18 protein-coding genes are annotated in these 19155 nt (G+C 44.3%); 5 read left to right on the top strand and 13 right to left on the bottom strand.

Going from position 1 to position 19155, the window contains the following annotated elements:
- Positions 1-33 precede the first annotated feature (33 nt).
- Entirely contained in the window at positions 34-1446 is a 1413-nt protein-coding gene (gene mmuP / locus MKX71_RS01410) for an S-methylmethionine permease (RefSeq protein ID WP_339231658.1), read from the top strand.
- A gap of 36 nt (positions 1447-1482) precedes the next feature.
- Here the strand turns inward: mmuP and MKX71_RS01405 are convergent, their stop codons facing one another.
- The 3 genes from MKX71_RS01405 to gamR form a co-directional block, all read right to left on the bottom strand.
- Complete coding sequence (locus MKX71_RS01405) at positions 1483-2553, bottom strand: branched-chain amino acid aminotransferase (protein WP_339231657.1); 1071 nt, start codon at positions 2551-2553, stop codon at positions 1483-1485.
- Between the two features lie 208 nt (positions 2554-2761).
- Complete coding sequence (locus MKX71_RS01400) at positions 2762-3037, bottom strand: DUF1648 domain-containing protein (protein WP_003234840.1); 276 nt, start codon at positions 3035-3037, stop codon at positions 2762-2764.
- A 33-nt stretch (positions 3038-3070) separates the two neighbouring features.
- The gene (gamR, locus tag MKX71_RS01395; RefSeq protein ID WP_003234841.1) at positions 3071-3778 is read right to left on the bottom strand and encodes a transcriptional regulator GamR; all 708 of its coding nucleotides are present in this window, start codon (positions 3776-3778) and stop codon (positions 3071-3073) included.
- A gap of 218 nt (positions 3779-3996) precedes the next feature.
- Here gamR and nagB point away from each other — a divergent pair, with 218 nt between their 5' ends.
- The 3 genes from nagB to gltP all read left to right on the top strand — a co-directional run bounded on the left by nagB (position 3997) and on the right by gltP (position 8051).
- The gene (nagB, locus tag MKX71_RS01390) at positions 3997-4746 is read left to right on the top strand and encodes a glucosamine-6-phosphate deaminase (protein WP_264099435.1); all 750 of its coding nucleotides are present in this window, start codon (positions 3997-3999) and stop codon (positions 4744-4746) included.
- A gap of 20 nt (positions 4747-4766) precedes the next feature.
- Positions 4767-6662, top strand: a complete 1896-nt coding sequence (gene ptsG / locus MKX71_RS01385) for a glucose-specific PTS transporter subunit IIBC (protein ID WP_181216751.1) — start codon at positions 4767-4769, stop codon at positions 6660-6662.
- A 144-nt stretch (positions 6663-6806) separates the two neighbouring features.
- A complete protein-coding gene (gene gltP, locus MKX71_RS01380) occupies positions 6807-8051 on the top strand; it encodes a glutamate-aspartate/proton symporter GltP (protein WP_003234847.1) in 1245 nt (414 codons plus the stop codon).
- Between the two features lie 35 nt (positions 8052-8086).
- Here the strand turns inward: gltP and MKX71_RS01375 are convergent, their stop codons facing one another.
- The 10 genes from MKX71_RS01375 to purT form a co-directional block, all read right to left on the bottom strand.
- Positions 8087-9055 carry a rhodanese-related sulfurtransferase gene (locus MKX71_RS01375; protein ID WP_003246287.1) on the bottom strand — a complete coding sequence of 323 codons (969 nt, stop codon included), beginning with the start codon at positions 9053-9055 and terminating at the stop codon, positions 8087-8089.
- A 248-nt stretch (positions 9056-9303) separates the two neighbouring features.
- Positions 9304-10644: an erythromycin esterase family protein gene (locus MKX71_RS01370; RefSeq protein WP_131227068.1), complete on the bottom strand. Its 1341-nt coding sequence runs from the start codon at positions 10642-10644 to the stop codon at positions 9304-9306.
- A 103-nt stretch (positions 10645-10747) separates the two neighbouring features.
- Positions 10748-11026 carry a hypothetical protein gene (locus tag MKX71_RS01365; protein WP_021481898.1) on the bottom strand — a complete coding sequence of 93 codons (279 nt, stop codon included), beginning with the start codon at positions 11024-11026 and terminating at the stop codon, positions 10748-10750.
- Between the two features lie 54 nt (positions 11027-11080).
- Positions 11081-11872: a phosphatidylserine decarboxylase gene (locus MKX71_RS01360; protein ID WP_029726953.1), complete on the bottom strand. Its 792-nt coding sequence runs from the start codon at positions 11870-11872 to the stop codon at positions 11081-11083.
- On the bottom strand, positions 11865-12353 hold the full coding sequence (locus tag MKX71_RS01355; protein ID WP_003234861.1) for a DedA family protein: 489 nt from the start codon (positions 12351-12353) through the stop codon (positions 11865-11867). Before MKX71_RS01355 ends, MKX71_RS01360 begins: the two co-directional genes overlap by 8 nt.
- On the bottom strand, positions 12344-12877 hold the full coding sequence (pssA, locus tag MKX71_RS01350; protein WP_009966430.1) for a CDP-diacylglycerol--serine O-phosphatidyltransferase: 534 nt from the start codon (positions 12875-12877) through the stop codon (positions 12344-12346). Before pssA ends, MKX71_RS01355 begins: the two co-directional genes overlap by 10 nt.
- A 194-nt stretch (positions 12878-13071) precedes the next feature.
- The gene (cesB, locus tag MKX71_RS01345; RefSeq protein ID WP_339231655.1) at positions 13072-13962 is read right to left on the bottom strand and encodes an enantioselective carboxylesterase CesB; all 891 of its coding nucleotides are present in this window, start codon (positions 13960-13962) and stop codon (positions 13072-13074) included.
- A gap of 165 nt (positions 13963-14127) precedes the next feature.
- Positions 14128-14526, bottom strand: coding sequence for a YbfJ family protein (locus MKX71_RS01340; RefSeq protein WP_003246434.1), 399 nt, complete (start codon positions 14524-14526; stop codon positions 14128-14130).
- Positions 14489-15430, bottom strand: a complete 942-nt coding sequence (mpr, locus tag MKX71_RS01335) for an extracellular metalloprotease Mpr (protein ID WP_339231653.1) — start codon at positions 15428-15430, stop codon at positions 14489-14491. The genes MKX71_RS01340 and mpr overlap by 38 nt, the downstream gene beginning before the upstream one ends.
- A 143-nt stretch (positions 15431-15573) precedes the next feature.
- Entirely contained in the window at positions 15574-16752 is a 1179-nt protein-coding gene (gene purT / locus MKX71_RS01330; RefSeq protein ID WP_339231651.1) for a phosphoribosylglycinamide formyltransferase 2, read from the bottom strand.
- A 348-nt stretch (positions 16753-17100) separates the two neighbouring features.
- Between purT and MKX71_RS01325 the strand changes: the two genes are divergently transcribed.
- Positions 17101-19143, top strand: a complete 2043-nt coding sequence (locus MKX71_RS01325; protein ID WP_327847386.1) for a T7SS effector LXG polymorphic toxin — start codon at positions 17101-17103, stop codon at positions 19141-19143.
- The last annotated feature ends 12 nt before the right edge of the window (positions 19144-19155 follow it).

Raw genomic sequence — 19155 nt, 5'->3', positions numbered from 1 at the left:
GGAAATAAATCGCTGATAGAAAGTTGGAAAAAGATGAACTCTGCCCACAACAAGAATGAGACAACCTTTCAGAGAAGTATGAAAAGCCGGCACCTCTTTATGCTTTCCTTGGGAGGTGTCATCGGAACCGGGCTGTTTTTAAGCTCTGGTTATACCATTCAGCAAGCAGGCCCGGCCGGAACGATACTCGCCTACTTAGTCGGGGCCGGCATCGTCTATCTGGTCATGCTATGCCTCGGTGAGCTGTCAGTCGCCATGCCTGTGACCGGCGCCTTTCACACCTATGCAGCCAAATACATAGGGCCGGGCACCGGATTTACGGTTGCTTGGCTGTACTGGCTGACATGGACCGTGGCATTGGGATCAGAATTCACAGCAGCCGGCCTGTTAATGCAGCGCTGGTTTCCCCATACATCGGTTTGGATGTGGAGTGCCGTCTTTGCGCTGTTCATTTTCTTGCTTAACGCATTTTCGGTCAAGTTTTTCGCTGAATCAGAATTTTGGTTTTCCAGCATCAAAGTATTAGCCATTGTATTATTTATTCTTTTAGGCGGCTCTGCCATGTTCGGCATCATCCCGATCAAAGGCGGAGAAGCCGCACCGATGCTGTCCAACTTCACCGCGGAAGGCGGGCTTTTTCCAAATGGATTTGTCCCGATTTTGATGACGATGCTGTCCGTTAATTTTGCCTTTTCGGGAACGGAACTAATCGGAATCGCAGCCGGTGAAAGCGTTGATCCTGACAAGACAATACCAAAAGCGATTAAAACAACGGTCTGGCGTCTCTCACTCTTCTTTGTCGGAACAATTTTTGTGCTGTCAGGGCTGATTCCGATTCAAGATGCAGGTGTCATCAAAAGCCCGTTTGTCGCTGTCTTTGACAGATTCGGTGTACCATACGCAGCCGATATCATGAACTTTGTTATCCTGACAGCGATCCTGTCAGCGGCTAATTCCGGACTCTACGCTTCTTCCCGGATGCTGTGGTCTTTATCAAAAGAAAAAACGCTTCATCCGACATTTGCAAAGCTGACGTCAAAAGGAACCCCTTTTAACGCGCTGGTGTTCAGCATGATCGGCGGCATTCTGTCGTTGCTGTCCAGCGTATTTGCGCCAGACACTGTATACGTTGTGCTCGTGTCGATTTCCGGTTTTGCCGTCGTTGTCGTGTGGATGGGAATCGCTGCTTCTCAATTCATGTTCAGAAAACGTTATATCGAAGCGGGAAACAAGGTTACTGATTTGAAATACAGAACCCCTTTGTATCCGTTCGTGCCGATTGCTGCGTTCCTGTTATGCCTGGCTTCCGTTGTTGGCATTGCCTTTGATCCGAATCAAAGAATCGCACTGTATTGCGGCGTTCCATTTATGGCCATTTGCTATGCAATATATTATGTAAAAAACCGCAAAAGCGAGCCGGCTGCTGATATGACTTATTCAAAATAAAAAGAACCTGCCTTCGGGCAGGTTCTTTTTCGATTTTCACACTTCCACTGTCCAGTTAAACGGGCCTTTCACCTTGCCAAGCTGAATATCTGTTATCGTTTCATACAGCTTTTTTGATAGCTCCCCGATTTGCCCGTCTCCTACAATCACCGTTTTTCCATGAATGTTGAGTTCACCGACAGGCGTAACGACGGCTGCCGTGCCTGTGCCGAAGACCTCTGTCAATTCTCCGCGTGCAGAGGCCGCATACACCTCATCAATCGATATTCTCTCTTCACGAACCGGAATGCCCCAGCTTCGAATCAATTCAATCGCAGACGCACGTGTAACCCCGCTTAAAATGCTTCCGCTTAAAGCAGGTGTGACAGCTTCCCCGTTTATGACGAAAAAGATGTTCATGCTCCCTACTTCTTCCACATATTTCTTTTCGATGGCGTCCAGCCACAGTACCTGGTCATAGCCCAGTTCATTCGCTTTCCGCTGTGCCTGAAGACTGGCGGCATAGTTTCCAGCCGTTTTTGCAAACCCGACTCCTCCGTTGACCGCCCGCACATACTCATCTTCGACATAGATTCTAACCGGCTTCAGCTGATCGTCGCCATAATAGGAGCCGACAGGCGAAAGCACGATCATAAATGTATAGCTCCTGGATGCCTTCACACCGAGACTCGGTTCTGTGGCAATGACAAAAGGACGAATATACAGTGACGTTCCTTTTTTCTTTGGAACCCAATCTTTCTCCAGCTCAACTAATTGTGTCAATGCCTCAAGGACCAGCTCTTCGTCTAAAGGGGGCATGCTCATGCGCTCACACGATCTGTTCAGCCGTTTGATATTTTGATCCGGACGGAACAGGAGCACCCTGCCATCCTCTGTTCTGTATGCTTTTAATCCTTCAAAAACAGCCTGGCCGTAATGAAAAACAGATGAAGACGGATCGAGCGTAAGCGGTGCGTACGGTGCAATTCTTGGATGATGCCATCCAATTCCCTCTTCGTAGTCCATCACAAACATATAATCTGTAAAATATTGTCCAAACCCCAAGGAAGACGGGTCGGGCTTTTCCTTATAATATACAGTTTTTTCTCGTTCAATAAGCTTATTCAATCTGATCAGCACACCTTTCATATAATTGTTTAAATATTCAGTCTTTTTAAAGCTGCAAAAAACATACAGCCCTTCCTTTCATGATACGCCGCACCACACCGATAAATTTCAGAATATTCTTTAGGATCATCAGCTATTATACACCACATTCATTGTCAGATGAAGCTGAAATTAAAGAAAACAGCCAGTTTTATTCTGGCTGTTTGATTTAGAGCGCTAAACAAAGGACGACAATGTGGCAAATCAGCAAAATATACACTGCGAATACAAATTGCCAATTGATCTTCCGCGCCCATGCAAACACCACCATCAAAACAGGCAGCATCACAGTCCCCGCCAGCTTGTTAACCGTCAGATCCGGACTGTTCGCAACATCATAATGAATCGGCATCTGCGTCGGCAGAAAAGGGTAAAATACAATTGAAAGGATGAATGCAGCAATCACTGCTCCCCACAGCACTTTTCCATTCGTAAATAAAAACATAGAACCACCATTCCCTTCTTAAAACACATTGCTTTATGAATGATATGACTGTTCTACGGTGAATTTCGTTCGGTCTCCCCGTGTAATAATTTGCGCATATTCCACCACTTCTTCATTTTTATCATAGGTAAGGGATTCTGATAAAAACGCAGGCGCTCCGACATTGGTTAATAAGTGTCCGCTGATCGTTTCATCCGTTAAAATCGGTTCGATCGATTCCGTGCCCCTGCTGATTTCAATATTGTATTTTGTCCTTAACAATTCAAACAGCGAGCCGGTGCATTCCTCCTGCGCCAGCCCCGGTGCCGCCTTCCAGGGAATATATGAGGTATGATACTGCAAAGGTTCCCCCTCGGCGTATCTGACTCTGACAAGCTTGTTGACAGGTTCATTCTCTTTCATTTTCAAAAGCTCGGCGATGGAATGATCGGCAGGAATCACCACAAGCTCAAGCACTTTTGATTCAGAACGAAGTCCTCTCATTTGTTCTGCAAAGCTCGTAATCTTATGCGGAATCGGCGTTTGTATTTTGGCCGCCGATACAAATGTCCCTTTTCCTTGAATTCTTTTAATATATCCCTCAAGCTCTAGCTGCTGCAGAGCCAGTCTCACAGTTGTTCTGCTGACATCATATTGTTCGCAAAACTCACTCTCCGTCGGCAGCTGATCATTCGCCTGATATTTGCCCGATTTAATTAACTCAATGATTTTAAACTTGATAACAGAATATAAAGCTGTCATTTCATTCTCCCCATTCTGTATGCAATCCGTTCTTTTTCATTGAGACCATAATACCATTTGCCCTCCCAATATGAAAGATTTGTATCCTTCTTTTATAACAAATTTTCAGAAATTAATATTGACAGTTTGATAAGGGCGGTGCTAAATTCGTAATGACAAGTATCATAAATTGGTCATAACAAATATGGTGCTTGTCTATCTCTTTGAGGGGGTGTCACATGAAGATTCTGATCGCCGAGCACTACGAAGAACTCTGTAAGTTAAGCGCTGCCATTATTAAAGAACAAATACAAGCTAAGAAAGATGCCGTTCTCGGCCTGGCAACAGGAAGCACACCGGTCGGCTTGTATAAGCAGTTGATTTCAGACTATCAGGCAGGCGAAATTGATTTTTCAAAGGTTACTACATTTAATTTGGATGAATACGCTGGTCTCTCTCCATCTCATCCGCAAAGTTATAACCATTTTATGCATGAGCATCTATTTCAGCATATCAATATGCAGCCTGATCATATTCATATCCCGCAAGGAGACAACCCGCAGCTTGAGGCGGAATGCAAAGTATACGAGGATCTCATCCGCCAGGCGGGAGGCATTGATGTCCAAATTCTCGGCATCGGCGCCAATGGCCATATCGGTTTCAATGAACCGGGATCTGATTTTGAAGACCGGACACGTGTTGTGAAGCTCTCGGAAAGCACGATACAGGCAAATGCCAGATTCTTCGGCGGTGATCGGGTGCTGGTGCCGAGACTCGCGATTTCAATGGGCATTAAAACCATCATGGAATTCAGCAAACATATTGTGCTTTTAGCAAGCGGCGAGGAAAAAGCAGACGCCATTCAAAAGATGGCTGAAGGTCCTGTCACGACAGAAGTACCAGCCTCCATTCTTCAAAAACACAATCATGTAACCGTTATCGCCGATTATAAAGCAGCTCAAAAATTAAAGAGTGCACCATGCTCATAAAACAATAAAAGGAGACTGTCATGTTTAAAAAGGCATTTCAAATTCTGCAGCAGCTTGGCCGCGCGTTGATGACCCCGGTTGCCGTCCTGCCGGCAGCAGGTCTTTTGCTCCGTTTCGGAGACAAGGATTTACTGAACATCCCTATTATAAAGGATGCAGGCGGCGTTGTATTCGATAATCTCCCGCTGATTTTCGCCGTGGGGGTCGCGATCGGATTAGCCGGCGGAGAAGGTGTAGCCGGACTTGCCGCTGTCATCGGATACTTAATTTTAACCGTCACCCTCGACAATATGGGAAAATTACTCGGCCTTCAGCCTCCGTATGAAGGAGCCGAGCACCTGATTGATATGGGGGTTTTCGGAGGAATCATTATCGGGCTTCTCGCCGCCTATTTATATAAGCGATTTTCATCAATCGAGCTGCATCCGGTCCTTGGATTTTTCTCTGGAAAACGCTTTGTCCCGATTATTACTTCCGTCAGTTCATTGGTGATCGGCGTCATTTTCTCATTCGTTTGGCCGCTGATCCAAAACGGAATTAACGCAGCCAGCAGTTTAATTGCCGATTCAACAGTCGGACTGTTCTTTTATGCAACGATCTATCGTTTGCTGATTCCTTTTGGACTGCATCATATTTTTTATACGCCTTTCTATTTTATGATGGGAGAATACACAGACCCATCAACAGGCAACACCGTAACCGGCGACCTGACAAGGTTTTTCGCGGGAGACCCGACAGCCGGGCGCTTTATGATGGGGGATTTTCCTTACATGATTTTCTGTCTGCCGGCAGTTGCTCTTGCCATTATCCATACCGCGCGTCCGGAAAAGAAAAAAATGATCTCCGGCGTGATGATTTCTGCGGCGCTCACATCTATGCTGACCGGAATTACAGAACCGGTTGAGTTTTCTTTCTTGTTCGTTGCGCCCGTGCTCTATTTGATTAACTCTATTCTTGCCGGCGTCATCTTTGTCGTTTGTGATTTATTCCATGTCCGCCACGGCTATACGTTCTCAGGCGGCGGAATTGACTACGTCTTGAACTACGGACTGTCTACAAACGGCTGGGTTGTCATTCCTGTCGGGATCGTGTTTGCTTTCATTTATTATTATTTGTTCCGATTTGCGATTCTGAAATGGAATTTGAAAACGCCCGGCCGTGAGACAGATGAAGACGGTCAGAATGAGGAGAAAACTCCAGTTGCAAAAGACCAGCTTGCCTTTCACGTGCTGCAGGCCTTGGGCGGACAGCAAAATATCGCTAACCTGGATGCGTGTATCACTAGGCTTCGTGTGACCGTTCATCAGCCAAGCCAAGTCAGCAAGGATGAATTAAAACGGCTTGGTGCAGTAGGTGTGCTGGAGGTCAACAACAACTTCCAGGCAATATTCGGAACCAAGTCCGATGCCTTAAAAGACGACATCAAAACAATCATGGCCGGAGGCGTCCCTGCCACCGCCGCCACGCTGGACACGGTAACTGACAAACCGCAGAAGCCCGATTCCGGTGAGACCTTTATTTATCCGATTAAAGGAGAAACAGTCTCTTTAGGGGATGTGCCTGATCAAGTCTTTTCAGAAAAAATGATGGGCGAGGGATTTGCGATTATACCATCAGAAGGAAAAGTCGTTGCACCTGCGGACGGCGAGATCGTCTCGATTTTTCCGACAAAACACGCCATCGGCTTTATGAGCGCCGGCGGCACTGAAATCCTGATTCATGTCGGCATCGATACCGTCAAACTGAATGGGGAAGGCTTTGAAGCACATGTCACAAGCGGACAAGCCGTCAAACAAGGCGAACTGCTTCTCACCTTTGATCTCAATTACATCAAGCAGCATGCCGCTTCAGCCATAACACCGGTTATTTTCACAAATACCTCTGAAGAAGATCTAAAGCACATTCAAATGAAGTAAAAAAGTCCCCCCTGCTGCGGGGGACTTTTTCGCCAACATAATGAAAGCGCTGTCAAAATAAAATAACTTGAAAAAAGGTGTTTGCATTTGAATCACGAATGATATGAATATGCCTACATTCTATCGTTCTAAAGGGGGATTCATTTGAAAAAATTAATCGCGTTTCAAATTTTAATCGCTTTGGCTGTCGGCGCAGTGATCGGCCACTTTTTTCCTGATTTCGGGATGGCACTGAGGCCTGTCGGAGATGGATTTATCCGCCTGATTAAAATGATTGTTGTGCCGATTGTGTTTTCTACCATTGTCATTGGAGCCGCAGGAAGCGGAAGCATGAAAAAAATGGGCAGCCTTGGTATCAAGACGATCATTTGGTTCGAAGTGATTACAACGTTGGTATTAGGGCTTGGACTTTTATTAGCGAATGTCTTAAAACCAGGTGTCGGGCTTGACCTCTCCCATTTGGCAAAAAAAGATATCCATGAACTTTCCGGCTACACAGACAAAGTTGTTGATTTCAAGCAAATGATCCTGGATATTATCCCTACAAACATTATTGATGTCATGGCCAGAAATGATTTGCTTGCCGTTATTTTCTTCGCCATTTTATTTGGTGTCGCCGCAGCTGGTATCGGCAAAGCTTCTGAACCAGTAATGAAGTTCTTTGAATCTACCGCTCAGATTATGTTCAAGCTCACACAAATCGTCATGGTCACTGCTCCTATCGGCGTGTTAGCCCTGATGGCAGCTTCTGTAGGCCAATACGGCATTGAACTCCTCCTCCCTATGTTTAAGCTGGTTGGCACCGTATTCCTTGGCCTGTTCCTGATCCTCTTTGTCCTCTTTCCGCTTGTCGGTCTCATCTTTCAGATTAAGTATTTCGAAGTATTGAAAATGATATGGGATCTGTTTTTAATTGCATTTTCCACCACCAGCACTGAAACCATTCTCCCTCAGCTGATGGATAGAATGGAGAAATACGGCTGTCCCAAACGAGTGGTATCATTTGTCGTTCCCTCCGGCTTGTCATTGAACTGTGACGGCTCCAGCTTATATTTATCAGTTTCTTGTATCTTTCTCGCACAGGCCTTTCAAGTAGACATGACATTGTCCCAGCAGCTGCTCATGATGCTTGTGCTTGTGATGACCAGTAAAGGCATTGCAGCTGTACCCTCAGGATCGCTTGTAGTTCTTCTGGCGACTGCCAATGCTGTAGGACTGCCGGCTGAAGGCGTTGCCATTATCGCGGGTGTTGACCGCGTCATGGACATGGCGAGAACGGGCGTGAACGTACCGGGACATGCGATCGCCTGTATCGTGGTATCAAAATGGGAAAAGGCCTTCCGCCAAAAAGAATGGGTTTCCGCAAACAGCCAAACTGAAAGCATATAGAAAAAAAGAACACCTCAATACGAGGTGTTCTTTTTTTATTCAGCAGCAGCGTGATCTTCTGTTTCAATCGCTGCCAGTCTTGCGTTTACTTCTTCTTCTGTCATATTATGCTCTTTCACATACAGGTTTCTTGGGTTCGTGCGGCATTCGTGGCTGCAGCTGCGCATATATTTATACTCATTTTCCGGTGTGCATATCATTTTTTTATTGCAAGATGGATTTGCGCAGTTCACATAACGCTCACACGGTTCTCCTGTAAAGTAGTCCTTGCCGACAATCACATGCTCGACACGGTTGACAGGCACGCTGATTCTTTCATCAAATACGTAGCACTGGCCGTCCCAAAGCTTGCCTTGCACCTCTGGATCTTTTCCGTATGTCACGATTCCGCCGTCAAGCTGTGCTACATCTTCAAAGCCTTGCTTCACCAGCCATCCTGAGAACTTTTCACAGCGTACGCCGCCTGTACAGTACGTTAAAATCTTTTTGCCTTCAAGCATATCTTTGTGTTCTTCGATCCATTCAGGTAATTCGCGGAAGGCTTCGATGTCAGGACGGACCGCACCTCTGAAATGGCCAAGGTCATACTCGTAATCGTTACGCGCGTCGATGACAATTGTGTTTGGATCCTGCATCTTCTCATAAAATTCTGCAGGCTTCAAATGCTGGCCTGTTGTTTCGTTCGGATCGACATCATCTTCAAGACGAAGCGTTACAAGCTCTTTTTTATGGCGGACGAAGATTTTTTTGAAGGCATGGCCTTCTGCTTCATCAATTTTAAATACCATGTCCGCAAAACGAGGATCAGCTTTCATTGTTTCCATATATTTTTCAGTCTGTTCAACCGTACCTGATACCGTACCGTTAATTCCTTCAGAAGAAACAAGGATACGGCCTAACAAACCAAGCTCCTTACAAAAAGCCAGATGCTGCTCTCTAAACGCCTCTGGATCTTCAATCGGAACATATTTATAGTAAAGTAATACTCTGTATTGTTTTTCCATGTTTAAACACCCTGTTCAATTATAGTTAGTTGCTATGCACACTCTTACTATATCATACAGGAAAATGCCGCAAAGATGAACAGATCCGCCCAGACTGATAAAAATATCCAAGCTCTTACAAACCTAAGCAGCACAAGGGTTTCTCATGGCAAACAAGTATTTTCCATTCATTTACTAATCAATATAGTTATCTGAAAACTATCAAACAAAAGGTGAACTCTACCTGTTATAGCACAGGAAGACACCGCTCACTTGATAATGACAGAGGGCGTGATATGCTCCAGCCAAATGACACCGTCATATTGTTCCTTCAGGATCATCTGCTCTTCCATGTACCCCCAATAGAGCGCAGTCCGCGGGGTATACATCCACGAAGTGCCTTTCTTGTTTTTTGTATGGAGAAAATCAACAAAAACAGCCGGTCGGTCCGCCGCTTTCAGCAAAGCTTCAAGGCTCCCAGACGGCGGCGGGCTTGTAACCGGCTTAACAGTCTTATTATCGGAGCTATCAAGACTCGCACCTGAGTAAGCATAAATGCCAATCGTATATGTTTGTTTTTTCAGCTGCTCCGGCAAATAATCACCCATGTTAGGGCCGTTTAGCTGTACCCAGTCCTTTATCATCTTCGTATTCTGTTTGCGTAGATGGTAATTGTGGCCCCAGACAATGATTTTCTTTTTCGGATAAAGGGTGTCGGCTACCCACTGAAATTGTTCAGCCATCATGCGGTCTCTCATAAAGAATGAAAAATTCTCAATATTCTCCGGATACTCCTCTAGTTTTTCTTTCATTTCTTCCAGCATATATGTTTCCATTACGTCAATTCTCAGCTGAAGAGAATGCATAAACATCTCATAAGCTTTCGGCTCTTTTGGAAGGTTTTCTTTTAGCTCTGAAGCATGTGTTTTAGTGAACTTGATCAGCTTCTGATAGTTTTTCACAAGCTTTTCCTTCTTTTGCGAAAATTCATCAAACGTATTGCTGTCTGTCACTAATGTTGAAAAATCATTTTCTGATTGGGAGAGCAACTCTGCTTTCTCAGGGTCCACCGCTTTTACCCATTGAGTCGCAGCATCATTGAATGAATTCTTCATGCTTTGAATATCAAAACCGGTAAGGATCAGCGGATCGCCTTTCTCTTTTTGCTTTTTCATGTAATCAAACAATTCAACGACATCTTCTGTGTGCCATACAGCGTAAATGGAGTTTTTCATCGTGCTTTTAGGGGTTAATTGGTCCATATTAAGGTAGGATGCATTTGTATCAGGAAAGCCAGACTCAAATGCCAATACATCGTATCCCAGCTCTTCGTGGAGATATTTGATCATTCTGACCTTTGTGGCATTCATTTCGCCAGCGCCATGTGTCGTTTCCCCTAACTGAACGATTCGTTTCCCTTTCAGCACCTTCTTTAGAAATCGAAGGTCTTTGTTTGAAGCATTGGAAGCATCCAGTGGCTGTGCATGTCGTTCAATCCATGAATCCCAATATTTTTCTTCAGAAGCAGCACGTGCAGAGACTGAAAAAGAAGAAAACGCCAGACAGACAATCAGCAGCGGCAGGGTCATTCTCACTATCATTCGTTTCAATTCTATCTCTCCTTTTCTGCTAGGTTCTCTAGTCATTACGAGATAGATATAGAAAAAGTTTCCTTTTCCTGCCAACAAAAAAGCTTCTCTGTTGAAAGAAGCTTTAGCTGGATTCTCTCATCACCTGATGAAAGTAAAACCGATACGTATTTCGTAAAAATGTCTCAACCGGAAGCTGCACATCCGCTTGGTATTTGCTGATGATGAATGGAAACCGCTCGATTCCTTTTTCGCGTAAATTGTTCGCTTGTTCATCATCTATTGCCTTCTCTTGCAAAACCGCTTCAACGATCGGCCAGCACACTTCTCGCACTTGCCGCAGGACGGCTTCATCTCCGGTGTTCTGATAATCTGTAATCCAGCTGATGATTTGTTTCTCCATAAGTCTCACCTTTCTTCAAAAAAAGAGGCGCTGCGTTTATGCAAGCTCCTCTTTTTACTCTTCATAACCTATCAGTTCTCCGACTTGAACTTCTTGGCCTTCTGCTAAATGGGCGGACGGCTGGAACGCGTCTTTTTCAAAAACCAAAATGACGGTTGAGCCAAATGAAAAGTATCCCAGCTCCTCGCCGATCTCCAATTCAGCACGGGTGCTCGTCTGCACGATAGAATTAATATTCATCGCGCCGACAGGAATCATCAGGACATTTCGGCTGCCGCTATTCAGCTCGTACACAAACCGATAATTTTTCGACAGCACATCTTTCCCGTATTTTAAGCCTAGTTGATTTACCGGGTATGAGCGATTTCCGAGCTCGGCCAGCTTTTGATACCTGCAGCTGATCGGAGAATGGAAACGGTGATAATGCCTCGGGCTTAGATACAGCACGACGAAGTAACCGCCGTTGTATTGATGGTCTGCGCTTTTACAGCCGGTCAGCTCAGCGAATGAGTAATCTTTTCCCTTCACCGTAAAGGTTTGATTCGGGTTGATGATTCCTACCGTCTGAACCACACCGTCAACAGGGCTGACCACCGCATGCGCCTCTTTTGACACAGGGCGCCGCTCCAGATTTATTTGTCGAATGAACAATTCGGACAGCGATCCGTAATCAGCAGCCGTACCGTCCACATCATCCCAATTCAGCCGAAAATGTTTTGAGAAAAGCGGAATGACCGGTTTGCTGATTTTCGACTCGCAAAATCCTTTAATCAGATAGGATGACAGACGATGATTCGTCAGCTCTATCAATGATCGATACAGAATCTTTACAGCCGTATTAAACATGAATAATCCCTATAACCCTTCCGATTGTAATAAAAACAAAGCACCATAAAAAGGCGCCGATTGCAGCAAACGCAACATACGTTTTCAGATCCATTTTGCCGATCCCCGAAAAGTAGCACGTCACATGTCTGACGCCGGGAATAAAATAACCTAAAATAAGAGAATATGGACCGTATTTCTTCATCCATTTTTCCACTTTCATCATTCTTTTTTCTTTTAAGCCAACCCACTTGCCGTACTTGTCGATAAACGGGCGTCCGGCTTTTCTGCCAATCATGTAGCTGATCAGCATACCTAACAAAGCCCCGACAAAACTAATCAATATCGAAAGCTCATAATTCAATACATCGGTATGCGTGAAATAGCCAACAACGGTCATCATCACTTCATCTGGAATCGGCAATCCTACAATTCCTAATACCAGCATCAAAAAAATAGCGAGATAACCGTAATCCGCTATGAGCTGCTGAACTAATTCCATCTCCCAGACTCCAGGTTTTCTGCCGCATGTTTTTTAAAATGAGGGAATTTTATTTTACTCACCATCAAATATGAGAGTCCGCAAGTGCCGATTGCCAGAAGGATCGGGTTATAGGTGAAGCTTAAAATAACGAGACACATGCCCGCAAACGGAATCGGCATACCGATAAACGTCGGGAGCTTGCTTTGTTCAATGTTAAATTTAGAGAGGCGAAGCATTCCGCAAATGCTGTACGTCAATGCGCATAAGATCCCGATAAATGGCAGGGTATACAACGCGACACTGTAAGCAAGCATAGAAGGAGCCACCCCAAAGGTAACCAGATCGGCAAACGAATCCAGTTCTCTCCCCATATCAGAAACGGCATTCAGCTTACGAGCAGCCATCCCGTCAAAGAAATCAAGGAACATGCCTGTAAAAATAAAAAGCACTGCTGAATGAATGTTGTGATATAGCAAGGAATGAATCGCCAGCAATCCGCAAATGAAGTTTCCTATCGTAATCATACAGGGGATGTAATTCACAGTGTAACCAAACCTCCAATTGTAAAACCATCTATATTATTTGACGATAGTGATCGAATAGCGTTACAGGAAAAATTTTTCTCCAATAAGCATGATAACATAGAATGCTCCCAAAAAAGCAGCATTCAAATTCTATTATTATACAACATTTGTTACCTTTTGAAAAACGAATGCCAATCTTTTCATGTTCCTTACTATTTTATCCCCCCGCATAAAAAGGACAAGACGCGTTGATTGACGTACTCTGGCTGCTCCAGAGATAACAGATGTCCGGCGTTCTTTACGATTTCAGCCTGAATTCCCGGCACCAATACCGAAGCCCGCTCAAAGGCCATTTGCTGATGGTACATGGCCTCGTGCTCACCGAACATCAGCAGTACCGGGACTTGTATCGATTTCAATTCCTGGTCTGTGAACACGTACGGAAAGCCGTTTTCTGTCGGCTTCAGGCTCCTTTGCTCATCCTGCCATTCCACGCCCGCCACAATTTGTCTTTGCAGTAAAGGATGCAGATCATAACTGTTGCCTGTGATCCACTTGATATATGATTCAGCTCCTCTTGCCCCTGTAAGCTCTGCAGCGTATTTATAGACATCCGGATGAAATGAAATAAACGCTTCAGCGGGACTCATAACAACCGCCCGCTCTACTCTTTCAGGCGCGCGGAGTAAGAAATTCACGATATGGGACCCGCCAAGCGAAAGGCCGGCCAGGTGTGCCGTCTCAAGTCCAAGAGAATCAAAGACATCTTTCATCCATTCTGCAAAATCAGCTCTCGTTTCCATGGCTGCTGATGGTATACTTTTATTTTTGTCTCCTATTATATCGACCGCATATGTACGAAATTGACTGCTCCACGCTGCGATATTCGGATACCACATCGCAGAGCTGAAAAGGCCTCCGTGAAGCAAAATGAGCGAAGGTGCGTCCTTTGGCCCACTTGCAATGATATGTGTTTTTCCAAAACGAGTAGAAACATAGAATGCTTCCGACTCAATCGGCCACAAAGAAAGGCTTTGATCATATGCCTGGTAAAAGCACAGACCACTTTCAACCGCGGCAAACTGCATTGAATCTTGTATCATCTTCTTCTTTTTCCTCCGGGTTTGATTGATATAAAGGATAACGCCCCTTTTGTCTCGTAAGAAAAAATACCTATTTCTTATTATCTCACATAATAAATTTCCAGTATATAGTTTGGTTTCCTGCAATAAATAAAAAAGGCAGTTCCCTTAAAATCAAGGAAACTGCTATTCTTTGAAGACTAATGGAATGGCATGATCTTTTTTATCCTCTGTTAACGAGATGTGATGGGTTACTGATGTTTCACCCTTCGTCAACGCGACTGAGTAATCGCCTTTTCTGCCGGTATCCCATTTGATATCTCCGTTTTTGTCTGTTTTACCAAGTATCTCGCCAATCTCTGTACTCGGCTCCTCATCTGAAGAGGGCGCTTTGACAATCGTCACTTGAACCCCTTCGACCGGCAGCCCCTTAGCATCCTCCACATGAAGAGTGACAGGAATAGTCGTTTCTTTTTGAGAGGAATGCGTCTGCGAACTGCATCCGCATAAAAACAAAATAGACATGAATATGGCTAGTTTGCTGTATTTATTGATTTGCCCAATATTGAATATTGTTGAATACATCGTTCGTCACCCTTGTTCCCAAGTTATATGACGATCCTCCGTTCGTGTGAATGGCAATCGCTGTCTGCCCTGTATCACTGTAGTTTCGATAAACAGGCGAGCCGCTTTGGCAGCCGTACGTATCGGTTGTATAGGTCAGCTTATACGTTTCAGCGGAGCGAATCGGCTTTGTATCAGACCACATCGTGCCAAAGGTTTTGTCACACGGGAATCCTGTCACTGACGAGGAAAGACCCACGGGACTGCTGCTGTTTGTAGTCCGGTAGCCGTACCAGCCAACCGTGTTTCCAGGAGAACCGTTTAATTTAATAGCTCCGTAATCATAGTTGGTGTCTTTGCTTTCCGTCCATCCTTTGACGGAGTAAAACATCGTGCCTGAATAAGTACCGTACGGATATGACGAACCATTGCGGCCCGGCGCGGCGGTTATCGTCGAAGCCCATCCATGATCCTGGCTGTACACACAATGTCCAGCCGTGACGACTGTATTTGGATTGACTAAAAATCCGGTACATCCATAAGTGCTTGAAGTGTTGGGATACTTGATTGACAGTTGAACGGTTGCTCTATATGGAAAAGATGTAGTGCTGGAGATTCTGGTGCGTTCATCAGTTCCGATAATGCTCGAAGGCTGTAAGGTTTGAATGTTTTTTTCCAGTTCCGTTTGGCCGCCGTATAACGATTTACTTGTTTTTCCGGTTCCCTCATAAGGGGCGGAAACCTGATCTGCTTTTGACGTTTGGTTTTTCGTAGCATCAGCTTCTTTACCGGTATTCGATACAGAAGTTTGCGGGTTCTCTACCGCTTTTGCCGGTACGCCAAAAGAAACCACTGCTGCCAAAGCCAAACACAAAACCGTTAAGTAAGCGAACCATTGTTTTCTGAATCTTGGAACTAATTTCATTTTGTCATCTCCCTCCTTTAGTGTCAACCACCCGTATTGATGGAAGACTTTTACATTATAATCAGGTTTCTGATTCTTATGATAAAACTTTTATGGAGGAAGAAAAAAATAGGCCTTGTACCATGACAAGGCCTGCTCAAACTCTATTTTATTGTTAGCTGGTCCAACGCTTTCTTAGCATTCTCTCTTGCCGTTTCAACTGTATCAGCAGCAGAAAGCGCAACTGCCATACGACGTCCGGCTTTCGTTATCGGCTTTCCAAAGACGCGCATTTGAGTCTTTGGGACTGCCAGTGCGTTTTCCAATCCTTCAACAGTGTAATCCGCTAATTCTTCCGGCGCTTTGAGGGGCCTGCTGGCGCCAGGAGAAAGCTGTGTGATTTCTGTAATCGGAAAGCCGAGAATCGCCCGGACATGCAGCGCAAATTCTGACAAATTTTGCGTCACCAGCGTGACAAGACCCGTATCATGCGGACGGGGAGATACCTCACTGAAATATACCCTATCTTTCGCAAGGAACAGCTCAACACCAAACAGACCGTATCCGCCAAGCTTATCCGTGATCGTTTTCGCAATATGCTTCGCTTCTTCTATTTGCTGCTCTGTCATATCATGCGGCTGCCATGATTCGATATAATCCCCGTCCTTTTGCACATGACCGATCGGCTCGCAAAATGCCGTACCGTTAACCGCACGTACGGTTAAGAGTGTGATTTCTGATTCGAATGGGATAAACTCCTCAACGATCACGCGGCCGTTTTTCACCCGTCCGCCTTCCATCGCCGTCTCCCAGCAGCTCTCTAAATCCGCTTCAGAGCGGCAGATGCTTTGGCCTTTTCCAGAAGAACTCATCAATGGTTTAACGACACAAGGAAAACCGATCTGTGCTGCCGCTTGTATAAATTCATCATATGTATTCGCAAATTCATAGCCAGCCGTCGCAAGTCCAAGCGTTTCCGCCGCAAGCCGTCTGATGCCTTCCCGATCCATCGTCAGCTTGGCCGCACGGGCATTCGGGATGACGTGAAATCCTTCCTCTTCAAGCTTCAGCAATTCATCCGTCGCGATCGCCTCCACCTCAGGCACAATCAAATCCGGCTTTTCTTTCTCAATAATGGTTCTGATCTGCTCTGGGTCCAGCATATCAACGACATAACTGTTATGCGCGACCTGCATCGCCGGAGCATGCTCGTAACTGTCAACTGCCACCGTCTGTACCCCAAGACGCTGGGCTTCAATCACTACCTCTTTACCTAATTCACCTGAACCTAACAATAAAACCTTCTTTGATTGATACATCTTTGCCCCTCCTATCTGTTCCAAACCATTATAACTGAAATATTTGAAAAATAAATTTTTATTAAAAAAGATAAAATAAGAATTCATCACGAGTTGCATGATTAGAAGGCTTTCCACAAAAAAATGGCTGGCGAACTCCGCACATACCGTACAGTACCACCTGAAATCTTCAATATAAAAACTGAGATCTTGAAGCCACCAAGAATGGGTACGACAGCTGATTCCAGTAGATTTTATATCTGCGAGTAAAATGAATAATTAGAATCAGTAAAAAAGTACTGTTTTTCCTTGATTTCTCAGTTTACGCTCCTTTCCTAAATTCACCATGGTACCATATTTACAGGAAAATTCAGGCGAAAGGACATGTATTAAATGAAGATTCTTGAAGTAAGTACGATTTTAGAAACTGCCGAAACGCGCCTTAAAGCCTACCAAACATTGAGAGAGCACATGGCTACATTGAAAAAACAGTTCAAAAAGATGGCAAACTTGGATGATGCCATGACAGGCAAAGGAGCTAACGCAATTAAAGCCTTCTATAAGGAACAAGCGACAGGGGCGGATCTGTGGCTGGACCTCATTGACATGAGAATCGCTTTTTTCAAAAATATTCCATCCGCTATTGAAGCAGCAACATTTGATGACGATGCATATATCGAGGAATCTTATCTCGATAACGAACTGTATAATGGTCTAGTCAAAGCAGACGGTATTATAGAGGCACAGCAAAAAGAAATTAAATCAATTCTGAATTCTATTGATGACATTTTACCGCTGTCCCTCTTTGACAATTCCACAGTCACCGATAAACTGGATAAAGCAGATAAAAAACGAAAAAAAACGATTACACATCTGCATAACCTTGATGAGAAACTGAACAGTGATTACGAGGCCTCCGAAGTTGTAGAACATGAGGTTCGGGCATTTTTCGAAGCGCTGACCGGTGCCACCAGCAAAGGCGGAAGTACCAACCCAATAAGTTTTAATGCAAAAGCCTTTCACGAAACAGATGTTTATCAAAACAAAGCGGATATACACAAACAAGCTCAGCAGTTCATCAAAGCAAAAAAACAGGAAGAAATCGAGTATCTCAAGAAAAAACTCGACAAAACTACTGATCCTGATGAATACCTGAAAGTTGCAGAAAAGATTGGCACTGACAACCTGAGCGCTGAGCAATTACAATATTATTCAAGCATCGTTCAAATGAAAGCACAGCAGCAAACAGGAAAAATGCTTGTCGAAGGAGGAAAAGGTGTAATTGTCGGGCTTTGGGATGCCGGAAAGGATATCGTTACCGGTGCATGCGACCTCGCAGTCGGTGCTTACGATCTTGCTATATGGTCGTATAGAGCACAGGGCAAGATGGGCATCGAAGAACAAGTCAAAGCCGGACAGGAACTCCAAAATATCATTTATAGCGCTCCCGAAACTTTTGAATACATGGTCGATTCATTTAAAAAATCTTGGAACGACAATATGGTTCATGGTGATGTCTATAGCCGCTCCCACTACATCACCTACGCAGTTGCTTCCCTTTTTGGCGCCAAGGGACTCGGAAAAGTGGCATCTGCAACAAAAGCAGGGAAATTCGTGACAAAGGAAACAAAGGCTTTTGTGAACGATCATAAATCTATAGCAAAGAACATTACTGAAAAAGCAAAACCTTATTTCAAATTGCCAAGTAACAATCAACTAGAATCTGCAATACAAGGAGTTGGGAACATTGAAAGCCCTATTCCGAAACTAGAGAAGGGTTTTGATAAGAAACTTGAAAACTTTGTCAAGATTAATAGCAGCGACCATAGCAAATCAGGTGGCGTAGGACCAAATGAAAATTCTAAAATTACACGTGATATTAAAACCGTAGAGGAAGCACACCAATGGGGGAGCAAGTATTATGACGATTGGATTAAATCATTAACCCCAAGTGAACAAGAAGCAATTAAGCAATATACTGGTGATGATTATAAAAAAATAAATGATTATCTAAGAGGAATTAGTGATTCTTTAGATGGCATTGATTTAGATACAATCTATAATATAAAGAATGGGTTGGATAAAGCGCGAGTTCCACACAATTTACAAGTTTATAGAGGAACAGACCTAAGACCTTTAGAGTCATTAATTGAAATTAACAAATATGGAGACATTAATGCTGAATCATTAATTGGAAAGATTTTCAGAGACAATGGTTTTGTTAGTACAGCAATTGTTAAGGAATCATCCTTTGATCACATGGAAGTCTCATGGGAAATAAATGTTCCAGCAGGAACCAATGCAGCCTATCTCGGAAAGATAAGCCACTTTCCTAATGAAGCTGAGTTACTTTTAAATTTTGGGCAAGAGATGGTTATTAAAAGCGCACATGTTGATAGCAACAATAAGTTACATATTATTTTAGACTTAATTTAAGTGGGTGAAAAA

The sequence above is a fragment of the Bacillus sp. FSL M8-0071 genome, from assembly GCF_037975455.1.
GTDB classification, from domain to species: domain Bacteria; phylum Bacillota; class Bacilli; order Bacillales; family Bacillaceae; genus Bacillus; species Bacillus subtilis.
This window is presented reverse-complemented; position numbering and strand designations above follow the sequence as displayed.

Excerpts from the sequence above, each read along its gene's own strand:
- mmuP (WP_339231658.1), top strand. The coding sequence starts at position 34 with ATGAACTCTGCCCACAACAAGAATGAGACAACCTTTCAGAGAAGTATG.
- MKX71_RS01400 (WP_003234840.1), bottom strand. The coding sequence starts at position 3,037 with ATGTTTTTATTTACGAATGGAAAAGTGCTGTGGGGAGCAGTGATTGCT.
- gamR (WP_003234841.1), bottom strand. The coding sequence starts at position 3,778 with ATGACAGCTTTATATTCTGTTATCAAGTTTAAAATCATTGAGTTAATT.
- nagB (WP_264099435.1), top strand. The coding sequence starts at position 3,997 with ATGAAGATTCTGATCGCCGAGCACTACGAAGAACTCTGTAAGTTAAGC.
- ptsG (WP_181216751.1), top strand. The coding sequence starts at position 4,767 with ATGTTTAAAAAGGCATTTCAAATTCTGCAGCAGCTTGGCCGCGCGTTG.
- MKX71_RS01375 (WP_003246287.1), bottom strand. The coding sequence starts at position 9,055 with ATGGAAAAACAATACAGAGTATTACTTTACTATAAATATGTTCCGATT.
- MKX71_RS01365 (WP_021481898.1), bottom strand. The coding sequence starts at position 11,026 with ATGGAGAAACAAATCATCAGCTGGATTACAGATTATCAGAACACCGGA.
- MKX71_RS01360 (WP_029726953.1), bottom strand. The coding sequence starts at position 11,872 with ATGTTTAATACGGCTGTAAAGATTCTGTATCGATCATTGATAGAGCTG.
- MKX71_RS01355 (WP_003234861.1), bottom strand. The coding sequence starts at position 12,353 with ATGGAATTAGTTCAGCAGCTCATAGCGGATTACGGTTATCTCGCTATT.
- cesB (WP_339231655.1), bottom strand. The coding sequence starts at position 13,962 with ATGATACAAGATTCAATGCAGTTTGCCGCGGTTGAAAGTGGTCTGTGC.
- MKX71_RS01340 (WP_003246434.1), bottom strand. The coding sequence starts at position 14,526 with ATGTATTCAACAATATTCAATATTGGGCAAATCAATAAATACAGCAAA.
- mpr (WP_339231653.1), bottom strand. The coding sequence starts at position 15,430 with ATGAAATTAGTTCCAAGATTCAGAAAACAATGGTTCGCTTACTTAACG.
- MKX71_RS01325 (WP_327847386.1), top strand. The coding sequence starts at position 17,101 with ATGAAGATTCTTGAAGTAAGTACGATTTTAGAAACTGCCGAAACGCGC.